The organism is Streptomyces sp. NPDC048483 (assembly GCF_040651455.1).
In the GTDB taxonomy this organism is placed as follows: domain Bacteria; phylum Actinomycetota; class Actinomycetes; order Streptomycetales; family Streptomycetaceae; genus Streptomyces.
This window is the reverse complement of the sequence record NZ_JBEZJZ010000084.1, coordinates 1-20,877: the sequence shown is the minus strand read 5'-3', so window position 1 is coordinate 20,877 and position 20,877 is coordinate 1. Positions and strand designations below refer to the sequence as shown.

At 68.9% G+C, this 20,877-nt stretch carries 13 protein-coding genes and 4 pseudogenes; 9 read left to right on the top strand and 8 right to left on the bottom strand.

Annotated elements, in window-relative coordinates; all coding sequences use genetic code 11:
• Positions 1–43 precede the first annotated feature (43 nt).
• Positions 44–548, top strand: a pseudogene (locus AB0D04_RS31440) (transposase); the annotation flags it as partial.
• A 34-nt stretch (positions 549–582) separates the two neighbouring features.
• Here the strand turns inward: AB0D04_RS31440 and AB0D04_RS31435 are convergent.
• Positions 583–681, bottom strand: a pseudogene (locus AB0D04_RS31435) (DNA mismatch repair protein MutT); the annotation flags it as partial.
• A gap of 958 nt (positions 682–1,639) precedes the next feature.
• On the opposite strand from AB0D04_RS31435, the gene AB0D04_RS31430 reads away from it, so the two are divergent.
• Positions 1,640–2,587, top strand: a complete 948-nt coding sequence (locus tag AB0D04_RS31430) for an alpha/beta hydrolase (RefSeq protein WP_362710202.1) — start codon at positions 1,640–1,642, stop codon at positions 2,585–2,587.
• A gap of 336 nt (positions 2,588–2,923) precedes the next feature.
• Here the strand turns inward: AB0D04_RS31430 and AB0D04_RS31425 are convergent, their stop codons facing one another.
• The 6 genes and pseudogenes from AB0D04_RS31425 to AB0D04_RS31400 form a co-directional block, all read right to left on the bottom strand.
• A complete protein-coding gene (locus tag AB0D04_RS31425) occupies positions 2,924–4,033 on the bottom strand; it encodes a chitinase (protein WP_362710169.1) in 1,110 nt (369 codons plus the stop codon).
• 381 nt (positions 4,034–4,414) lie between these two features.
• Positions 4,415–4,516 (bottom strand): annotated as a pseudogene (locus AB0D04_RS31420) (flavin reductase family protein); the annotation flags it as partial.
• Between the two features lie 817 nt (positions 4,517–5,333).
• Positions 5,334–5,525 (bottom strand): annotated as a pseudogene (locus AB0D04_RS31415) (hypothetical protein); the annotation flags it as partial.
• Between the two features lie 30 nt (positions 5,526–5,555).
• Entirely contained in the window at positions 5,556–5,819 is a 264-nt protein-coding gene (locus tag AB0D04_RS31410) for a hypothetical protein (protein ID WP_362710166.1), read from the bottom strand.
• 214 nt (positions 5,820–6,033) lie between these two features.
• Positions 6,034–6,495: a hypothetical protein gene (locus AB0D04_RS31405; protein ID WP_362710163.1), complete on the bottom strand. Its 462-nt coding sequence runs from the start codon at positions 6,493–6,495 to the stop codon at positions 6,034–6,036.
• Positions 6,492–6,845 (bottom strand): DUF4232 domain-containing protein, encoded by a 354-nt coding sequence (locus tag AB0D04_RS31400; RefSeq protein WP_362710199.1) that lies wholly within the window; start codon positions 6,843–6,845, stop codon positions 6,492–6,494. The genes AB0D04_RS31405 and AB0D04_RS31400 overlap by 4 nt, the downstream gene beginning before the upstream one ends.
• Before the next feature lie 498 nt (positions 6,846–7,343).
• On the opposite strand from AB0D04_RS31400, the gene AB0D04_RS31395 reads away from it, so the two are divergent.
• From AB0D04_RS31395 to AB0D04_RS31365, 7 genes are all read left to right on the top strand, one after another.
• Positions 7,344–8,954 (top strand): GMC oxidoreductase, encoded by a 1,611-nt coding sequence (locus AB0D04_RS31395; RefSeq protein ID WP_362710160.1) that lies wholly within the window; start codon positions 7,344–7,346, stop codon positions 8,952–8,954.
• A 275-nt stretch (positions 8,955–9,229) separates the two neighbouring features.
• Entirely contained in the window at positions 9,230–10,612 is a 1,383-nt protein-coding gene (locus tag AB0D04_RS31390; RefSeq protein WP_362710157.1) for a glycosyltransferase, read from the top strand.
• Positions 10,613–10,672: 60 nt separating this feature from the next.
• Positions 10,673–11,731, top strand: a complete 1,059-nt coding sequence (locus AB0D04_RS31385; protein WP_362710154.1) for a DegT/DnrJ/EryC1/StrS family aminotransferase — start codon at positions 10,673–10,675, stop codon at positions 11,729–11,731.
• A 97-nt stretch (positions 11,732–11,828) separates the two neighbouring features.
• On the top strand, positions 11,829–13,022 hold the full coding sequence (locus AB0D04_RS31380; protein WP_362710151.1) for a cytochrome P450: 1,194 nt from the start codon (positions 11,829–11,831) through the stop codon (positions 13,020–13,022).
• A 78-nt stretch (positions 13,023–13,100) separates the two neighbouring features.
• A complete protein-coding gene (locus AB0D04_RS31375; RefSeq protein ID WP_362710148.1) occupies positions 13,101–13,292 on the top strand; it encodes a ferredoxin in 192 nt (63 codons plus the stop codon).
• 96 nt (positions 13,293–13,388) lie between these two features.
• Positions 13,389–18,632: a beta-ketoacyl synthase N-terminal-like domain-containing protein gene (locus AB0D04_RS31370; RefSeq protein ID WP_362710145.1), complete on the top strand. Its 5,244-nt coding sequence runs from the start codon at positions 13,389–13,391 to the stop codon at positions 18,630–18,632.
• Between the two features lie 99 nt (positions 18,633–18,731).
• Positions 18,732–19,853 (top strand): tyrosine-protein phosphatase, encoded by a 1,122-nt coding sequence (locus AB0D04_RS31365; RefSeq protein WP_362710142.1) that lies wholly within the window; start codon positions 18,732–18,734, stop codon positions 19,851–19,853.
• 295 nt (positions 19,854–20,148) lie between these two features.
• Here AB0D04_RS31365 and AB0D04_RS31360 read toward each other — a convergent pair.
• Positions 20,149–20,877: phosphopantetheine-binding protein (locus AB0D04_RS31360; RefSeq protein WP_362710140.1), on the bottom strand; the 729-nt coding region annotated here is incomplete at its 5' end.

Genomic DNA, 20,877 nt, shown 5'->3' with positions numbered 1-20,877 from the left:
GGAAGCGCGAGAACGCCTTCCTGGCCTGGGACGATGAACCTTGCTGAGGGGTTCTGTCGGTCCAGGGGACGGCAGTTTCTCCGTGCAGACCATCGGGTTGCCGCCCAAGGTCCAGGTCAGTGCCGATGGTTCGGGGGTGGTCGGTCATGCGGTCTCGCTGACGCCACCAATTTGGCGGTGATGCTCGCCGACGGCGGCGAGGCCATCGCGGACCTGGCCGTACTGCGCGGCCAGGCAGGGGTATTCGGTTCCGTCGCCTCGACACCGACGGCCTGGCGACTGCTCGCCGACACCGATGAGAAGGCACTGTCCTCGCTGTGCTCGGGCCGCGCCCAAGCCCGGGAAGTCGCCTGGCTGCAGGCCGCCGAGCACGACAAGGGCATTCCCGCAGCTCGGGCCGCGGGACGGATACCGCCCGGCTTGGTCCTGGACCGTGACGCCACGGTGATCACCTCCACTACGAGAAAGAGCAGGCCGCACCCACCCACAAGGACGGCTTCGGCTTCCACCCGCTGCTGTGCTTTCTGGCCAACACCGGCGAGGCGCTGGTGCGGATGACGAAGTCGGGTTCAGGTTGGTTCGTTCGCCAGCCCCTTCGTGGGCGACGAAATCGACCGTAAGGGAGTCGCTGGGGGCCTCGACGCCCCATGCACCGTGGATGACGTGGGCGACCTGACGCGCCCTTCAGGTTGAGTGCCAGGGAAGAGCCACCGGCCAGGAGAGTTCGCAGCCCAACCGGCGTGAAACGGGAAGGGGACGGACGTGACCTCGCCGAGCAGCCCAGACGATGAAGGCGCAGACTTCGTAGCAGGTGCCGGGATTCCCCGCGATCCACCGGTCGACATCGTTCTGGGCGATGCCCTTGCGCGCGAGAGCGCATTCGTCGATGGCCGTGAGGAAGGCAACGGCGACTTAAATACGGGGCCCGCGCCGAAGCCTCCGCTCAGGCAGGGCGACTGGCTCTTCCTGATCCATTCACAACTGGCGAGACAGTACAGGTGTGAGCTGTTGACCCACGGATCTGCGAGACACGAGCAAGAGGCGGCCGATCGCCCCCGACGCAGACCGCGACTCAAGATGACGTGGCATCAGCTTTAACTGGCGAGGCGAGGCGTCACCTAAGTCGCATTCCTCGGAGCCAGCGGAAACCAAAGAGGCACCGCGTCCAGCATCCGACCGGCCGCAGGCCGTGCCAATGCACGTTCAGCGCCGACTATGCCAGGACTGCGGCCACACCGGTCCCCACTGGCCCTCCTTCGGCGAACCGCGCCAGGCCACCGACTTCTCCTGACGCAAGGACCTGGAGATCTACCAGGCATCCGGCCGCCTCGACCGCATCGACTGCGCCTTCTCACGCGGCCAGCGCAACACGATCTACGTCCAGGACCGGATGCACGAACGCTGTCCCCGCCTGTGGCAGTGGCTCCAGGACGGCGCCCACTTCTACGTCTGCGGCGACGCGGCACGCATGACCAAAGACGTCGGCCAGGCCCTCAATTAGCGCCGCCCAGCGGCCTCCCGGCCAAGTCGCTCCGCCGGCTCCCTGCGTGACGAGCGAGGGGGCTCCCGGTAGACCCGGGACCGGCACCGTCGCTCGAACACCACGGGGCGTACGCTCATCAACATGGTTGAGCATCGAATGGTTGACGTGAACGGCGTTCGGCTTCACATCGCCGAGCAAGGCGACGGCCCCCTGGTGGTGCTTCTGCATGGCTTCCCCGAGTCATGGCACTCCTGGCACCACCAGTTCGGCCCCCTGGCCGATGCGGGCTTCCGAGTCGTCGCCCCCGACCAGCGTGGATACGGACGCAGCGACCATCCCGACGACGTCGACGCGTACACCATCCTCCACCTGGTCGGCGATGTCGTCGGACTGATCCAGGCCCTGGGCGAGGAGAAGGCGTACGTCGTCGGGCACGACTGGGGTGCCCCGGTCGCCTGGCACACCGCACTGCTGCGACCGGACATGGTGCTCGGGGTGGCCGGCCTGAGCGTGCCACCCCCCTTCAGGGGGACTCAGCCTCCGCTGGCCGCCATGGAGAAGAGGTTCGGCGGCCGCTTCTACTGGAACTACTTCAACCGTCCCGGTGTCGCCGACGCCGAGTTCGCGAGGGACGTACGCACCACCCTCCGGAAGTTCTTCTACTCGGCTTCCGGCTCCGCTCCTCACGGCGGCGAGGTCAAGCAGCCGCTGATCGAACCCGGGCAGGGCTGGCTCGCGACCATGTCAGACCCCGAGGTGCTGCCGGAGTGGTTCACCGAGGACGATCTCGACGCACTCACCGAGAGTTTCTCCAAGGGCTTCACCGGGGCCCTCAACTGGTACCGCAACCTCGACCGCAACTGGGAACTGACCGCTCCCTGGCACGGCGCCGTCGTCACCCGGCCCGCCCTGTACATGTACGGCGACCGCGACCTCGTCCCCGCCTTTCCCGGCACACCCGAACTCATCGAGCGTCTCCCCGACCTCATGCCCAACCTCTGGCGCAAGCCCCTCAAACTGGCCGGCTGCGGGCACTGGACTCAGCAGGAACGCCCGGACGAGGTGAACGCGGCGCTCATCGAATTCCTCAGGGCCTGTGCCTGAGCCTGGCCTGGCCCGCTGGCCGCGAATCGGACGGGTGGCTTCATTCACTGTCAACGACAGCGACTTGAAACCGAGTCCACTCGCTTGGAGATCCGATCCAGGTGGGGGTTCTGCACTGCGACGGCGGAGTGTGGGCTGCGCTGCCCGACGAGGACGCTGATGCCGAGTCCCGCAGACATCGCGAGCAGGCTGACTGCCTCCCACTGGACGTCCACACCGGGCTGAACGCGATCCGCCACCTGTGCCTGCCGGAGGCAGTTCGACCAGGGCCCCCTCGGCGGCATCAGGGGTCCGGATGAGCGGCTGGGGCACCGGCCGAGAGGCGTCCCGCGTCCCTCAGCCGGTGAATGCCCGCATGAACGCGTTCGTCTTGCCTTTGGTGCTTGAACAGGTCGCCACTGCCTTGGAGTTGGCACCTCCCTGGCACGGCTTGTCCCGGGCGGCCGACCACATCGACAGCCGGCCGAGCCCCTTCTTGTCGGCGAACCTCTTGAGCTCGACCGCGTCGGCAGGGGTGAAGACCTCGACCTCGACGTCGTTCACGCCGATCATCGGTGTGACGGCGACGGTCTTCCAGGCTGCGGCGTCACGCCGGATGCCGAGCGCCTTCTTGATCTGTTTCTGGGTGGCGGTGGCGGCTGCGATGGCGTATTCGCCCATGTCGCCGTCGTAGTAGCTGCCGTAGTCCATGGCCATGACGTTCACGGCGGAGACCCGGGCGCCGCTCTTCTTCGCGTTCTCCAGGACGGCGACGGCATGCCGGTTCAGGCCCGAGGGGAGCACCGGGAGCGTGAAGGACACGTCCAGGTCCGGGTGCTGCTTCTGTAGCCGGGCAATCGCCTGGGCGCGGAGGGTGTTGGCCTTCTTGTCCGTCAGAGCGGGGCCCTCGATGTCGAAGTCGACCTTCGTCAGGTCGTAGGCGTCGATGACCTTGGTGTACGCACGCACCAGCTTGTCCACCGAGCCGCAGACCCGGGCCAGTTCGTGACCGCTCTGTCCGCCGAAGGAGATCCGCACATCGCCACCCTTGGCGCGCAGCGCATCCGCCTGGCGCGCCACCGGGTTGTCGCCCAGCTCCTGCCTGCCGCCCCACTTGGGCGTGCAACCGCCTCCGGGGGAGACGAAGGCCAGGTTGTACTCCTTCACGCCGGTCTCCTGCGCACTCCGGAGGAGGTCGTAAGAAGGCTTGAGCGAGGTGTCCACGTACGGCGCGAATGCGTTGGGCTCCGGAGCGGGAGGTTCGGTCGCCTTGGTGGGAGGTGCGCTGGAGGGGGGCCGGCTCGCGTTACGGGAGGGCACCGACGGCGTCGGGGCGGGCTGCTCCTCCTTGGCTCCGGACGAACAGCCGGCCAGCAACGACACCGCAACCGCCGCCGCCGTCACGGCAGCGGCGATCGGCTTCAGTTCGGTTCTCTTGGAAGCCCGCATGTCTGCGTCGTTCGTCATTGTCGGCCTGTTCCTTCGGAGGGGGTGGGCAGTTGGTGGCGGATATGACACCGGAAGGCGTCCAGGTAGAACAATCAGCGTGTGCGGGCCGGAACCCGGAAGACGCTCGGCCGCAAGGAGGGACTGGTAGCGGCACGGTGCCACGGTAGGGCTCAATTCCCCCGCACGCCCGGCCATCAACAACGGATTGCGGACGCTTCGCCGTTGCTTCGACACGCTTGCACACCAAAATCCGACCCTCTCGCTCACCTCAGTGCATGCCATCAGACTCCTGAGCGCCTACTCCGACGAGTGCGCTCCTGTGCCACGAGTCGAGGCCATGCATTGTCGCGAGGCGTTGACCTGGGCTCACGTCGGGTTCGCTGAATCACCATAGGGACCGACGGTCGATACCCAGGCGATCGGACGCGGCACCACCACCGCGGTCAAGAGCTTGTAGAACTCGTTGCGGGACATGGCAGCGGGATCAAAGTCGATGCGCATGGTGATCAGTATCCACGCGGGCGGCCGCGGATCCTACGGCGGATCCAGGGCACCGCCAAACCTCTGAGTCCGGCGGAAAGCGCCCGGTATCGGAGCCGCCGAGCACCAGGAGCCGGCACCGCGTCCACCGCCCCAGCCACAGCCACAGCACCAACCGTCTGGGAAGACGTCGACGTCCCCGCCCATGCCCGAGGGGCCAGGTCAGCCTCAACCTCCACCACCACTTGGCCGCCTACGCCCCGAAGCACCCCGGCGCCTATCTCCGCATCTCCTCCGACCGCTTCGGACTCGAAGCCGGCGTCGACCGCCAGCTCGAAGACGCCGAGGAATCCAAGATCCGCCTGCGCTGGGGCACCTTCACCAAGGCCTGCGGGAAAAACGACACCGGGCGCTCAAGCCCCGAGGACACCGCCCGCCGCAGCGCCCGCCAGCACCTCTCCGCCGCCCAGAACGGAGCCGCCCAGGGCCCGCATCGCCTACCTCTGGATCCGCAAGGGCGAAACCAAGGGGCAGCTCGTCCTGGACGAGGCCGACGTCGTCGTCCGGATCTTCCAGGACGATGGCTGGTCACTGGTCCGCTTCGACGACGAGGGACGTCCCTTGCTCGGATCCTGGGAACCCATCGTCACCCCGACGCTCGGGTCCCAGGTCCAGTTCGAGTGACAACGCCGCCGCCAGAAGGCCGGCATCAACCCGGCAAGGTAGGCACCGCGCCGGGCAACAAGTACTTCCTCTCCGGAATCCTGCGATGCAGCAAATGCCATCGAGGTCTGGTGGGACACCGCTACCGGCGTAAATCAGGAAAGGTGGTCCACAACTACGTCTGTCCGCCATCCGACCGAGGTGGCTGCGGGGAACAGCTATCGCCGGCCCCACCGCTGACGAGGCGGTCGAGGAAGCCACGGAGTCCGGTGCCCGGGACAAGGGTGGTCAGGTCGGTGCCGTCGAGGCGCACAATGCCGTGCTGCGGGTCGGCGTGGCGGCACAGGAGGCGGATGAGGGTGGTCTTGCCGGATCCCCGAGGTGCCGATGAGGGTGGTCACGCCGCGGGCGGGACGGTGCAGTCGATGTTCTGGACGGTCGGCCAGTCCTGGCCGTCGTAGGTGAAGGTGACCCCGCCGGCTGTCCACTGCCGCCAGTGAGTACCCGGGAGGTCGGGCCGGCGGTGGACCAGCTCGTCAACGGGCTTGATCCGCACCGGAGGGGGCTGCTCGTGGCCACTGTCGAGAGTGCGCTCGCGGGCCGGCTGCTCCTTCGCCGTGACGAGCCATCCACTCGTCGCGCACTGCGGCGTGGTAGCCACGTCCAGACGCACACCCGCTTCCGCGGTACGGGGTCAGCGCCACGCTGATGCACCGCGTCCCTGGTATCGCCCTCGGCGAGATGGGCCTGGAACGGCTGGGGCTCGGCGCGAGAGCGGGCCCCGACACCGCGACCACACCGGACACAGCACGACCGCCTCCCCCTCCGTCAGCAGTTACAGCAGTTACAGCAGTTACAGCAGTTACGGGAACCCCTCAGATGATCTCCATTTTGTTGAAGATGATGCTGATCGACTTGTCCGCCACTTTGTAGATCGACGCATCAGTGAATTCATACCTCTTTATTTGCTGGTTGTTGCCGTCATACATCGTGATGGCGAAGTTCCTCGTGGCGTTCGGGCCATTGTTGATCGCGGCGTTGATCCAGTCATCGAAAAGAGCGCTGTGTTCCGAGCCACGTATAAGGATGATGTGGTTCGGGTACAGAGCGGCGACGCTGCTGATGTTCTCGGCGGCCTGGCCGTGGATCTCAAGGCTGAACATATGCTGCACTACTTGGCTCTCGGAGGGCGGCTGCACGCTCGACGTGGCGACGGGAGCGGCCGACGCGCTGGTGGCGGTGGCGGCGACGGCACCGAGAACGAGCGGCGCGGTAGCGGTGGCACCGGCCGAGCGCCTGGCGCGACGGCGGACGGAACGGGTCGTGATCATGCTCATGCATCTCCGTCGTCTGACGAGCGACTGTTGTCCTGTCGTGGTGGGAGTTGCGGTTGGCGCGTGCCGTGACGGGTGGGCGGCCGAGGGAGCGTCTCGCCTTCGGTGCGGCCCTGGAAGGAGACGGTGAGCGCCTTCTCGGTGTGGCCGTTCGTGCCACTGCCGTCGGTGGCCGACAGGCTCACAGAGGCGTAGCCGGACTCGCCCGGAGCGAGCGCGACGACGGGCTGCGGCGCGGGAGTTGCGGACGCGGGACACGTGAGTGAGCCCCTTCGATGGTGCGGTGGGGTGTGGTGCGTGGATGACCCGAGCGTGTGGGGCGATCCGTCCCAGCCACAACGAAAGCCGGGCAGTTCGGGACGCTGGAACGCGGAAATGGGCTTTGACCAGGGGGAATGTGAGCCGTCTGGAACTCGGAAACGGGATGCGCCGGGCTACGGGGGAAGGGGAGGAAGAGGGGGGCGAGGGCGAGGGAGGCTGCCAGAAAGGGCAGGCCCGGTGGGTCGGACCTTGCTACCTGCAGTTTCAGAACAGCGTTACCTGTGCGTGGGCTGGAGTGGGGAGCCTCGGTGCATCGCTCCGCCGAGGTGGCGCGGCCCGGACGGGCGTCGCATTGTAGGCGGTCAACGGCCGTCGAACCTCTGGCATTTCCCGCAGTCTTTCGTGCCGAGGATGGGGGCGCGCGGCGGCTCGGGCCGATGGACAGCCCGCGATTCCCTTCGGGACGGCCCCGCGGAACAGCCCCGCGGAACAGCCCTGCGGGGAAAAATCCTGTTGGCGAAGGTCGGGGTACTATCAGCGTGTTCGAGAACCAGCAAAACCAGCATCTGTCGCGGCGCCGTCTGCTCGGAATGGCAGCGCTCACTGGCGCCGCCGTCACCGGAATGACCACGATTTCCGCCGCCCCACGTGCCTCGGCCGCCGAAAGGCGGAGTCCGCAGGCCGACAGCGGCTCGTTCGTACCGGCCGTGGTGATCGGTACGGGATACGGCGCCGCGGTATCCGCGCTGCGGCTCGGCGAGGCCGGGATTCCCACGCTCATGCTCGAAATGGGCCAGCTGTGGAACAAGCCCGCGGACGACGGCAACGTCTTCTGCGGAATGCTCACGCCCGACCGCCGGTCGAGCTGGTTCAAGTCGCGCACCGAGGCCCCGCTGGGCTCGTTCCTGTGGCTGGATGTGATCAACCGGGACATCACCCCGTACGCGGGAGTGCTGGACAAGGTGCACTTCGACCAGATGTCGGTGTACGTGGGGCGGGGTGTCGGCGGCGGCTCGCTGGTCAACGGCGGCATGGCCGTCGTACCGAAGCGCGCGTACTTCGAGGAGGTGCTGCCGCACGTGGACGCCTCACAGATGTACGAGCGGTACTTCCCGCGCGCCAACTCCATGCTCAAGGTGAACCACATCGACCAGGGCTGGTTCGAGGAGACGGAGTGGTACAAGTTCGCGCGGGTCTCGCGCGAACAGGCGGGCAAGGCGGGCCTGAGCACCACCTTCGTCCCCAACGTCTACGACTTCGGCCACATGCGACGCGAGGCGGCCGGTGAGGTGCCCAAGTCCGCGCTGGCGGGCGAGGTCATCTACGGCAACAACCACGGCAAACAGAGCTTGGACAAGACCTACTTGGCCGCCGCGCTCGGCACCGGCAAGGTCACCATCGAGACCCTGCACCAGGTCAAGGCCATCCGTCAGCAGCCGGACGGCAGCTATGTGCTGTCCGTGGACCAGATCGACGCCGACGGCAAGGCCGTCGCCCACAAGGAGATCGCCTGTGGCCATCTGTTCCTCGGCGCCGGCAGTCTCGGCTCCACCGAACTGCTGGTGCGCGCCCGGGACACCGGTGCGCTTCCCGAGCTCAACTCCGAGGTCGGCGAGGGCTGGGGCCCCAACGGCAACATCATGACCGGCCGGGCCAACCACGTCTGGAACCCCACCGGTGCCCACCAGTCGTCGATTCCCGCCCTGGGCATCGACGACTGGAACAACCCCGCCGCCCCGGTCTTCGCGGAGATCGCGCCGATGCCGGCCGGCCTGGAGACCTGGGTCAGCCTCTATCTGGCGATCACCAAGAACCCCGAGCGCGGCACCTTCGTCTACGACAAGGCCGGCGACCGGGCCGTGCTGCGCTGGACCCGGGACCAGAACACGCCCGCGGTCGACGCCGCGAGGTCGCTCTTCGACCGGATCAACAAGGCCAACACGACGATGTACCGCTACGACTTGTTCGGGCCGCAGCTGAAGAACTTCTCCGACGACTTCTGCTACCACCCGCTCGGCGGCTGTGTCCTGGGCAAGGCCACCGATGGGTACGGCCGGGTCGCCGGCTACCGCAACCTCTATGTCACGGACGGCGCGCTCATTCCGGGGTCCATCGGGGTCAACCCCTTTGTGACCATCACGGCCCTGGCCGAGCGAAACATCGAGCGGATCATCGCGGAGGACGTCAAGACCGCGTCCTGAGCGCTCCACTGGAAGCGGGCCGATGTGCCGCCGCATGGCAGGAGTTCGCAGCCCCGCCACGCGGCGTTCGCGGTGGCGGAGGTCCGGCATGTGCCGGCACCTTGGCGCACCGGTCTCCGGCACGGCATCCGGCAGTCGGTTCGCTCCCGCCCCGAAATGCCGGACGGTTCTACGGATTTTCCGGTGGGTGGCGTGAGATCAAAGGGGGGTGCGGCCAGTCGATCCGCACGAGGGTGTGCTCGCCGAACCCCGTCTGTCCTCGCGAAAGGGAATCCATGGAATCCGCCCGACGGCCGATCCTCTTCGTCAGTCTTCCGGAGAGCGGGTTGGCCAATCCCCTGCTCGTGCTCGCCGAAGAGCTCTCCCGCCAGAATGTGCCGGATCTCTGGTTCGCCACGGATGAGCCCCGGCGCGAGGATGTGAAGCGGATCTCGGTCGGTTCCGAGGTGGAGTTCGCCTCGCTGGGTGAGGTGGTCACCGAATTGTCGGCGGTGACGTGGGACGACGCGGTCTATCGCGAGATAACCCAGTCCTCGCGTTTCAAGGCACATCGCGCGGTGATCCGGCAGTCCTACAAGCCTGGGCGGCACGAGGAGAAGTTCCGTAAGCTGGCGGCCGTTGTCGACGAGGTGCGGCCGGCGCTGATGGTCATCGACTGCATCAGTGCTTTCGGGATCGAGTTGGCGATTTCTCGGAAGATTCCGTTCGTGCTGAGTGTGCCGTTTGTGCCGAGCAATGTGCTCACGGCGTTCACTCCCTTCGCCAAGGGCTACACCCCGCGGGATTACCCCGTGCCGCACACGGGGCTGCCGCGCCCGATGACTCTCACCCAGCGCATGAGCAATGCGCTCTTCAAGTGGCGGACGCTGGCGATGTTCTGCACGCCCGAGATGGGCAAGGTGATCGCTGAGGACAACCGGCGGCGCAAGGCGCACGGGCTCGGGCCGCTCAGTCCGATGGCGCGGATCGAGCACGCCGATCTGGTGCTGTGCAATTCGATCGCCGAGCTGGACTACCCCTTTGGCATTCCGGAGAAGGTGCGGCTGGTCGGTGCGATGGTGCCGCCATTGCCGGAAGCCCAGCAGGACGACGATCTCTCGCGATGGCTGGATGAACAGTCCTCGGTCGTCTATGTGGGGTTCGGGACGATCACCCGACTCACCCAGAACCAGGTCAATTCCATGGTGGAGGTCACCCGTCGGCTTGAGGGGCGGCACCAGGTGCTGTGGAAACTGCCGTCGGGACAGCAGCATCTGCTGCCGCCGAAGGAGTCGTTGCCGGTAAATCTCCGTATCGAGAGCTGGGTTCCGTCGCAGTTGGATGTTCTGGCGCATCCGAAGGTGAAGGTGTTCTTCACCCATGGCGGCGGCAATGGTTTCAACGAGGGCGTGTATTTCGGCAAGCCGCTCGTGGTGCGGCCGTTGTGGGTGGACTGTTACGACCAGGCCGTGCGCGGCCGGGACTTCGGCATCAGTCTGACCCTCGACCGGCCGCGGGACATCGACGTCGACGACGTGATCGACAAGCTCACCCGGGTGCTTCAGACCCCTTCCTTCCATGAGAACGCGAAGCGGCTCGGTGCCCTGCAGCGTGCGGCGGGCGGCCGTGAGACCGCTGCCGAGCTGATCCTCGGGCATTCGGCCCTGGCCCCGGCGTAAGGCCGCGCGAGCACCCACGTACGTACGAGGACTACGAGGAAGACCAGAAAGAGGCAGCGGATGTCTTTCAAGTACCCGGTGTCCAGGCCCGCTCTGGACGGCAGAGAGCTGGAGTATCTGACCACCACCGTCAAGGACGGCTGGATATCCTCTCAGGGCCCGATGGTCCAGAGGTTCGAGCGTGCCTTCGCTGAGTACAACGGGATCGCGCACGGCGTTTCCTGTTCGTCGGGGACGGCGGCGCTCACGCTGGCGCTGCGGGCGCTGGGTATCGGCCCGGGTGACGAGGTCATCGTTCCGGAGTTCACGATGATCGCCTCGGCGTGGGCGGTCACCTACACCGGTGCGACGCCCGTGTTCGTGGACTGCGCGGACGACCTCAATATCGATGTCACCCGTATCGAGGAGAAGATCACGGCGCGTACAAAGGCCGTGATGCCGGTCCATATCTATGGCAGGCGTTGCGACATGGACGCGGTGATGGATATCGCGTACCAGTACAACCTGCGGGTCGTGGAGGACAGTGCGGAGGCCCATGGCATCCGTCCGGTCGGGGACATCGCGTGCTATTCGCTGTTCGCCAACAAGATCATTACGGCGGGTGAGGGCGGCGTTTGCCTCACCGACGACCCCAAGCTGGCCGGGCAGTTGGCACACCTGCGGGCCATGGCTTTCACCAAGGACCACAGTTTCCTGCACAAGAAAGTTGCCTACAACTTCCGCATGACGGCCATGCAGGCCGCCATTGCACTCGGCCAGGTCGAACGGCTTGACGACATCCTCGAAACCCGGCGTGAGATCGAGCGGCGCTATGACGAGGGGCTCGCCGGTATTCCCGGTATCACGCTGATGCCGCCACGGGATGTGCTGTGGATGTACGACCTGCGGGCCGAACGCCGCGAGGAACTACGGGAGTTCCTTGCCAATGAGTCGATCGAGACCCGGCTGTTCTTCAAGCCGATGTCCCGGCAGCCCATGTACTTCCAACCCGAGTGGCCCTCGCTCAAGGCGAATACGTTTGCCGAGGACGGGCTGTATCTGCCCACGCACACCGATCTCACGGCCGCCGACCAGGACTTCGTGATCGACAAAATCCGTGCGTTCTACGACGCCGGCTGACGGACCGTTCGAGAGGGGATACCCACCCATGACGCACACAGGCCCGGCCGTGTCGCGAAGCTGCCCGGCCTCGGCACAGGCAGTTCCGGCCACGGAGGTGACGGACCCGGCCGCACCCCCGGCGGATCCGCTGGTGGTCGAATTTCCGCTGCGCGAGCCCGGCGTGCCGTTCCCGCCGCCCCATTACGCCGACTACCGCGACCGGCAGGGGCTGGTCCTCTCGCACCTGCCCGACGGCAAACGGGTGTGGCTGGTCACCCGGCACGAGGACGTACGCGCCGTACTGACCCACGCCAAGATCAGCTCCAACCCCGAGCACGAGGGATTCCCCAACGTCGGGGAGACCGTGGGAGTGCCCAAGCAGGATCAGATCCCGGGCTGGTTCGTGGGGATGGACTCCCCCGAGCACGACCGGTTCCGCAAGGCCCTCATCCCGGAGTTCACCGTACGGCGCGTACGCGCGATGCGGCCCGCGATCGAGCGCACGGTGGACAAGCGCCTGGACGAGATGCTGGCCGCCGGCAACACCGCCGACCTCGTCGCCGACTTCGCGCTGCCCATCCCCTCCCTGGTGATCTCCTCGCTGCTCGGAGTGCCGGCCGCCGACCGTGAGTTCTTCGAGTCCAGGACCCGTGTCCTGGTCTCCCTCCGCTCCGCTACCGAAGAGCAGCGCAAGTCCGCCGGCAAGGACCTGCTGCGCTACGTCATGCGGCTGATCGCCATCAAGGAGAAGTGGCCCGGCGACGACCTGGTCAGCCGACTTCTGGCCAACGGCGCCATCGGCCCCCAGGAGCTGTCGGGCGTACTGATGCTGCTGCTCATCGCCGGCCACGAGACCACGGCCAACAACATCGCGCTCGGCGTGGTGACGCTGCTGACGCACCCTCAGTGGGTGGGTGACGATCGGGCCGTGGAGGAGACCCTGCGCTTCCACTCCGTCGCCGACCTGGTGTCCCTGCGGGTGGCGGTCGAGGACGTGGAGATCGCCGGGCAGCTCATCAAGGCGGGCGAGGGCATCGTGCCGCTGGTCGCCGCGGCCAACCACGACGAGAGCGTCTTCGAGTGCCCCCACACGTTCGACCCCTCCCGGTCCGCCCGCCACCACGTGGCCTTCGGCTACGGCGTGCACCAGTGCCTGGGGCAGAACCTGGTGCGAGTCGAGATGGAGGTCGCCTACCGGAAGCTCTTCGAACGCATCCCGAACCTCCAACTCGACGTGCCCGTCGACGGGTTGGGCATCAAGTACGACGGCGTGCTCTACGGGCTGCACGAGCTTCCGGTCCGCTGGTAACCACCCGGCCCCGTCCGCCCGGCGGCGCGTGCCACCGGCCGCCGGGCGGCCCACCTTCACCGCAGGAGAGACATCGACATGCGCATCACCGTTGCCCCCGACCGCTGCGTGGGGGCGGGCCAGTGTGTGCTGAACGCGCCCGCGCTCTTCGACCAGGACGACGACGGACTCGTCACCCTCCTCGCCGAGCCCGGCGCCGACCAGGAGTCCACGGCCCGACTGGCAGGTGCCCTGTGCCCGTCCCGGGCGATCACCGTGCACGAAGGCTGAGACCCGACCCGGGCTGAAACCCGGCCCGGGCAGGCGCCGGTGTCCGAACCCCGGCCTGCCCCCACACCTGACGAGAGTGCTTGAGATCCGGGAGTGATGGTGCCCGTCCACACAGATGACTACGCGATCCAGCCGCCCACCGACGCGGCGGCTGTACTGGGCGGCTTCACGCTGTCCGATGTGTTCGAATCCGCCGTGGAATCCGCTCCCGACGCCGTGGCCGTCGTCGACGGGGACCGCTCATGGACGTGGGCGCAGTGGCGCGCGGACGTCGGCGCGCTGGCCCGCGGCCTACAGGAGTCGGGCGTCGCGCCCGGCGACGTGGTGGCGGTGCAGCTGCCGAACTGCTGGGAGCTGCAGACCCTGCACCTGGCCGTCGCGGCCGTCGGAGCGGTGCTGCTGCCCGTCCACCAGGGCACCACGGCCTCCGAGGTCCATGCGCTGCTGACCCGGGCGGAACCCGACCTGCTCGTCCTGTCGGCCTCCGGCAGCGAGAGTGCCGCGACGGCCCGTTCGCTCATGGAGAGTGTGCCGTCACTGCGCGGGGTGCTGCTGACCGGGGCATCGGAGGAGGGGTGTCGGGAGGCGGGTGCCGGGTCGCTGGACGGGCTGCTGGCGGCCTGGGCGGGCAGCGGGCCCCGGCCGGTGGACGTCACCCCCGGCATGCCGCTCGTCCTGATCCCCTCGTCCGGGACGACCTCGGCGCGGCCCAAGCTGTGTGTGCACAGCCACAACGGCCTGCTGTCGAACACCGCGGCCGTCACCGCCGAGGCCGCCGACGCCTTCGACGGTACGGTCCTCACGGCCTGCCCGATGACCCACCTGTTCGGTCTTCAAGCCATGCACGCGGTGCTGTTCGCCGCCTGCGGGCAGGTGCTGCTCACCGGCTGGGACACGGACCGCTTCCTGGAGCTGGCGCGAAAGCACGACCCCCGCGTCGTCTTCGCGGTACCCACTCAGCTACGGGATGTCGTCGGCAAGCTGGCCAGGACGAACGAGCCGGCGGGCTTCGCGCCGCGCCAGGTGCGTACGGCGGGGGCCGCCGTCGCGCCCGCGCTCGCCGCCCAGGTACGCGCCGTCCTCGACTGCGACCTGGTCGTGGTGTGGGGGATGTCCGAGATCGGCACCGGCACCCGCACCCGGGCCGACGACCCCGAGGGCAGTGTGGGAGCACCGGTCAGCGGCGTGGACGTGCGGGTCGTCGACGAGCACGGCGAGGTGTGCGCGGCGGACGAGACCGGTGAACTCCAGTACCGGGGGCCGGGGTTGTTCCGTGGCTATTTCCGCGAGCCGGAGCTGACGCGCTCGGCCCTCACCGAGGACGGCTGGCTGCGGACCGGCGATCTCGCAGCCATCGGCGCGGACGGCGTGGTGGTACTGCACGGCCGGGCGACCGAACTGATCAACACCGGCGGCCGGAAGTTCAGCGCCACCGAGGTGGAGGTGCTGCTCGCGGGCCTCGCGGGCCTGGGCCCGCTGGCCGTGGCCGGCACACCGGACGACCGGCTCGGGGAGTACCCGTGCCTGGTCGTGACCGACCACGCGGACCGCACGATCGGCCTGACCGAAGTGGCCGCGTTCCTGCGCCGGCTGGGGCTCGCCGACCACAAGATCCCCCTCGAACTGGTCTCCGTGCGCGAGCTCCCCCTCTCCCCCGCCGGGAAGCTCGACCGCCAGGCACTCCATGGCCTGCTCGCCGACCTCGAGGCGGTGTCCGTTCCGGCCCGGCTCGGCGCGATCCCGCCGTACACGGTCGAGGAGGCGCTGGAACTCGTACGCGACTGCGTCGGCCGGGTGCTCGGGAGTGACGGCACGTCCGTCCCCTTCTCCCCCGAGGCCGACTTCCGTCAGCTCGGCCTCGACTCCCTCCACGCCGTACGGCTGCGGAATCTGCTGCGGGAGGAGACCGGGCTGCCGCTCCCGACCACGCTGGCTTTCGATTCCCCCACCCCGCGGGCCGTCGCACGCGTACTGGCCGAGCAGGAGGAGCCGTCCCGTGAAGAGCCGGGTCGGACCTCGGCGGACGGTGCCGACCCGGTGGCCATCATCGGCATGGCCTGCCGGCTGCCGTGCGGAGCCGGCTCCCCCGAGGCCCTGTGGGAGCTGCTCACCGACGGAACCGACGCCATGTCCCCCTTCCCCGAGGACCGCGGCTGGGACCTGGACCGGCTCTTCGACGAGGATCCCGACCGCCCGGGTACCACCTACGCGCGCGAAGGCGGCTTCCTGCACGACGCGGGCGACTTCGACGCGGGCTTCTTCGGCCTGTCCGACCAGGAGGCGATCGCGACCGATCCGCAGCAGCGACTGCTCCTGGAGACGGCCTGGGAGACCTTCGAGCGGGCGGGCATCGACCCGGAGTCCGTGCGGGGAACCCGTACGGGCGTGTTCGCGGGCGCGATGGACCGCGGCTACGGCGCCACCGCGTCCGCCACGCCCAGCACGTGGGAGAGCATGCTCGTCACCGGGACCGCCGGCAGCGCGATCTCGGGGCGCATCGCCTACACCTACGGGCTCGAAGGCCCGGCGATAACGGTCGACACCGCCTCCTCGTCCTCCCTCGTCGCCCTGCATCTGGCCTGCCGGTCCCTACGGTCGGGCGAGACCGACCTGGCGCTGGCCGGCGGCGTCACCGTCATGGCGACCCCGGCGCCCTTCGCGCACTTCTCCCGGCTGCGCGCGCTCTCCCCCGACTCCCGCTCCATGGCGTACGCCGACGCCGCGAACGGCTCCGCGTGGTCGGAGGGCGCGGGGCTGCTGCTGCTGGAGCGGCTGAGCGACGCCCGGCGCAACGGACACCGCGTCCTGGCGCTCGTACGGGGCTCCGCCGTGAATCAGGACGGCGCTTCCAACGGGCTCACCGCACCGAGTGGGCCCGCACAGCAACGCGTCATCCGCCAGGCCCTGGCCGACGCCGGGCTGACGCCGCAGGACGTGGACGCCGTGGAAGGGCACGGCACCGGCACTCCCCTCGGCGACCCCATCGAGACCCAGGCCCTGCTGGCCACGTACGGCCAACAGCGGCCTGTGGCAAGGCCGTTGTGGCTTGGGTCGGTGAAGTCGAACATCGGGCACACGCAGGCCGCCGCCGGGGTCGTCGGGGTCATCAAGACGGTGCTCGCGCTGCGCCACGGCGTCCTGCCGCGGACGCTGCACGTGGACGCCCCCTCGGCCAAGGTGGACTGGTCCGCCGGTTCGGTACAGCTGCTGACCGAGGCCCGGCCCTGGCCACGGGAGAGCGGACTCACGCGCCGGGCGGGGGTGTCCTCGTTCGGGCTCACCGGGACCAACGCGCACGTGATCCTCCAAGAGGCGCCGGGCGGGGAAGGGGAAACGGACGGGGCGCCGGGCGAGATGCCGGAGGAGGCACGGAGCGCGTCCGGGGCGGATCGGGTCCCGGAGCCGGCCGATGACACGGCCGTGCCCTGGGTGCTGTCCGCCCGGAGCCGGACCGCGCTGCGCGCGCAGGCGCGACGCCTGGCCGAGCACGTGGCCGCCGACCCCGGTCTGCGCGCCCGGGATGTCGCGCATGCCCTGGCCACCACCCGTGCCCTGCACCGGCACCGGGCCGTCGTCACCGGATCCGACCGGGCTCAACTGCTTTCCGCGACAGCGGAGTTCGGGCGCGGTGAGCGGACCGTCGGCGTCACTCCGCACGACACCGCGCCGGGCGGGCTGGCCTTCGTCTTCCCCGGGCAGGGCAGCCAGCGCAACGGCATGGGGCGCGAGGCGGCCGAGGCGTTCCCCGTCTTCGGACAGGCACTGCGCGAGGTGTGCGCCACGCTGGATCCCCTGCTGGCGCGGCGCCTGACCTCGGTGATGTGGGCGGCTCCCGACTCCGAGGAGGCAGCCCTCCTCGACGACACCACCTACACGCAGCCCGCGCTGTTCGCCGTCCAGGTCGCCCTGTACCGGCTGTTCGAGTCCTGGGGCGTGGTCCCCGACCACCTGGTGGGCCACTCGGCAGGCGAGATCGCCGCCGCTCATGTGACGGGCGTGCTCTCTCTCCAGGACGCGTGCACCCTGGTGGCGGCCCGGGGCAGGCTGATGGGCACGCTGCCGCCCGGCGGCGCGATGGTGGCGGTACGCATCACGGAGGCCGAAGTGGCCCCGTGGCTGGCGGAGTTGACGGACACGGTGTCGATCGCGGCCGTCAACGGGCCGCACTCCCTCGTCCTCTCGGGCGTCGAAGCCCCGCTCATCGCGCTCACGGAGCAGCTCGCCGCCGCCGGCCACAAGACCCGGAGGATCGCGGTGCGCATGGCGGCCCACTCGCCGCTGATGGACCCCATACTGGAGGAGTTCCGCGCGGTCGTCCGTACCCTGTCCTACGCCGCGCCTGCCATTCCCCTCATCTCTACCGTCTCCGGACGCCTGTTGACCGGCGAGGAGGCGCGCGACCCGGACTACTGGGTGCGGCACATGCGGCAGTCCGTACGCTTCAAGGACGCGATCGGCCGACTCCGGGACGAGCGCGTCACCGGGTTCCTGGAGCTGGGCGCCGAGCCGACGCTCACACCGATGATCGACGAGTGTCTGGAGTCGGACGACCCGCAGCCCGGGGCCGCCATGGTGTCGAGTCTGCGCGCCGGAGTGCCGGAGCGGCACGCCCTGCTCACCGCGGTCGCCCGGGTGCACGCTCATGGCGTTCCCGTCGACTGGGACACGGTGCTTCCCGAGGCCCGGCCCGTTCCGCTGCCGACGTACGCGTTCCAGCGGCGGCGGTTCTGGCCGGCGTCGGCTCCGGTGGGCTCGGCTGCCGTCGGAGGCGTCGTGGCTGCCCTGGATGCTGCCGTGGGCGGGACGCCCGGCGATGAGGAGCCGCCGGGGCCGGCCGCCCGCCTGTCCGGCCTCGACGACGCCGAGCAGGACGCGCACGTACGGGCCCTGGTCCTCGCCGAGACCTCGGCCGTGCTCGGCGGCCGGCAGCCGCTCGGCGAGGAGGGCAACCACACGTTCAAGGAGATGGGCATCAACTCGGTGAACGCCGTCGAACTGCGCAACCGCCTCATCGCGGCCACGGACATGCGGCTTCCCGCCACGCTCGTCTACGACTACCCCACGCCGAACGCCGTCGTCCGTCTCGTACGCGAACGGCTCGCGCGGCCGACCGCCGCGGCGCGCGATGTGGCCTCTGTCGTGGCCGAGTTGGAGTTCCTGCTCACGACCGGTGCGGAGGTCTCGGAGGAGACGGTGGCACGGTTGAAGGCGGTGACGGCAGGGCGGGGCGCTGGTACAGCCGCCGGCCCCGGCGAGGATCTGGACCTGGCGTCCGGGGCTCTTGACCTGGCGTCGGCCAGTGACGAGGAACTGTTTCAGCTGATGGATGCGGAGAGCTGAGGGGCAGGGAGTTGGCGGGCGGGGAGTTGGTTCGGGCGGGTGCGGCTTCCTAGTCAACACTAGGCAATTTCATGCTATTTCGGGCCGTACGGTCCCACCATGGACTACCCTTCCGCGGCGGCGGTGCTGGCCGCCCGCCGTACCGCCGTATCATTCGTGGCCGCCGTATCGGCAGTGCCGGTCACCGCGCCCCACGCCTCGGCCGAGCCCCTCGCCGCGCCCGCCGGAGCGACCCGGCACGCGCCACAGGCATCGCTTGCCGCGCACGGCATTTTGTTCACCGACGCCACGGTGACCCAGCAGGAGGACGGCTCGTTCGGCGTGTCCTGGAAGGCGCCCGGTGTCGGTTCGGTCACCGTCTACGTCGGCGGAAGGGCCGTGGCCTACGGTGGCACCGAGGATGACGTCACCGTACGCGGACTGCCCGCCATCGACCGGCAGTGGTTCCGCCTCGTCCCCGACCAGGGCGACCCGCTCACCCTCGCCGACCGCTCGCTGCACCTGGAGGGCGCCGCCAACTTCCGCGACGCGGGCGGCCATCGCACCGCCGACGGCCGGTGGATGAAGATGGGCGTACTGTACCGCACCAACGACCTGCACGCGCTCGCCGACGCCGACCTGGCCAAGCTCCAGCGCCTGGGCATCCGTACGGACTTCGACCTGCGCACGCCGAGCGAGCGTGCCGAGACCCCGGACCGCGTGCCCGCGGGCGCGCGCTACGTCGCCGCCGATGTCCTCGGCGGGGACATCCAGAGCGAGTTGCCCGCCACTGCCGAGGCGTCCGGACAGATGATGGTCGAGTCCTACCAGCGGCTCGTCTCCAAACCCTCCGCGATCGAAGCCTGTCGTTCGCTGTTCCGCCACGCCAACGACCCCGGCTCCCACGCGCTGGCCTACCACTGCCAGGGCGGCAAGGACCGTACGGGCTGGGCCACCGCCGCCCTGCTCACGGCCCTGGGAGTGGACCGCGACACGGTCATGCGGGACTACTTGGCCACCAACAACTACCTCGCCGCGAGCAACGCCGCCACCCTCGCCAAGCAGACCCCCGAGATCGCCGCCCGTCTCAAGCCGATCCTGGACGCCAGGGCCGAGTACCTGAACGCGTCCTTCGACGAGGTCAAAGCCCGCTTCGGCACCTTCGACGCCTATCTGCGGGACGGGCTGGGCCTGAGCGAGCAGGATCTGGAGCAACTTCGGGAGGCACTGCTCACCGGCTGACCGGCTGGCTGACCGAGTGTCCGGCTGTCCGGCCTGCCGGCCTGCCGAGAAGTCCTGACAGTCTGCGGGGAAGAACGCCCCCTCCCGGCACGCCGCCGGCAGGGGGCGTCGTGTCCACCGCGCGGCGAACTGCCACCCGGACAGGGCGAGGCCGAGTGCTACGAGGTCTTCCCGTGCCGGGCTTCCGCCGCGGTGCAGCACTGTGCGCCGCCGAGCTGTTCGGCGGCGCACAGTGACGGTGGTCGAATCGGCCCGATGGTGTTCGGGAGTTACCGGTGCGGGCCGGTTCTTCGGGTCAGGACAGGCCGATTTCGTTGTCGAGGAGGTCGAAGACCTCTTCGTCGGAGGCGGACTCGAAGTCGAAGTCCTGGTCGGACCGGGAGTCGTCGCGCCCGGATGCCGCGGAGGTGTCCCGCAGGGCGTCCCATTTTGCCCTGAGGACTTCCATGCGGCCGGCTATCTGCTTGTGGATCTCCTCCGTGATCTCGAGTCCGCCGAAGGTCTCTGCCAGCCTTTCGAGTTCGCCGAGGAGTGCCTCCGGACCGGAGGACGGCTCGGGTGCGATCCGGGCATGAAGGTGGTCGACGAGTTCCGCCGGCGTCGGGAAGTCGAAGAGCAGAGTTGCCGGCAGGCGGATTCCGGTGAGGCCACTCAGGCGGTTGCGGAGTTCGACCGCGGTCAGAGAGTCGAAACCGAGGTCCAGGAAAGCGCGGTCCTGGTCGATTTCCGTGCCTCCGGCGTGCCCGAGCACCGCCACGACCTGGCCGCCTACGGCGTCCAGAACGACCTCGCGTCCCTCTGCCGCCGACAGGCCGGCCAGGCGCTGAGCGAAGGCGGCCGCGGCGTCGACAGCCTTCGCGACCGCCGCCGTGCGCCGGCCGGGGGTACGGATCAGGCCGCGCAGCAGCGGGGGGACGTCGCCCTGCTGACGTAGCGCCGCGAGGTCCAGGCGGACGGGGAGTGCCATGGGCTCGGTGGTTCCGAGCGCGGCGTCGAAGAGGGCCACGCCCTCCTCGGCGGACAG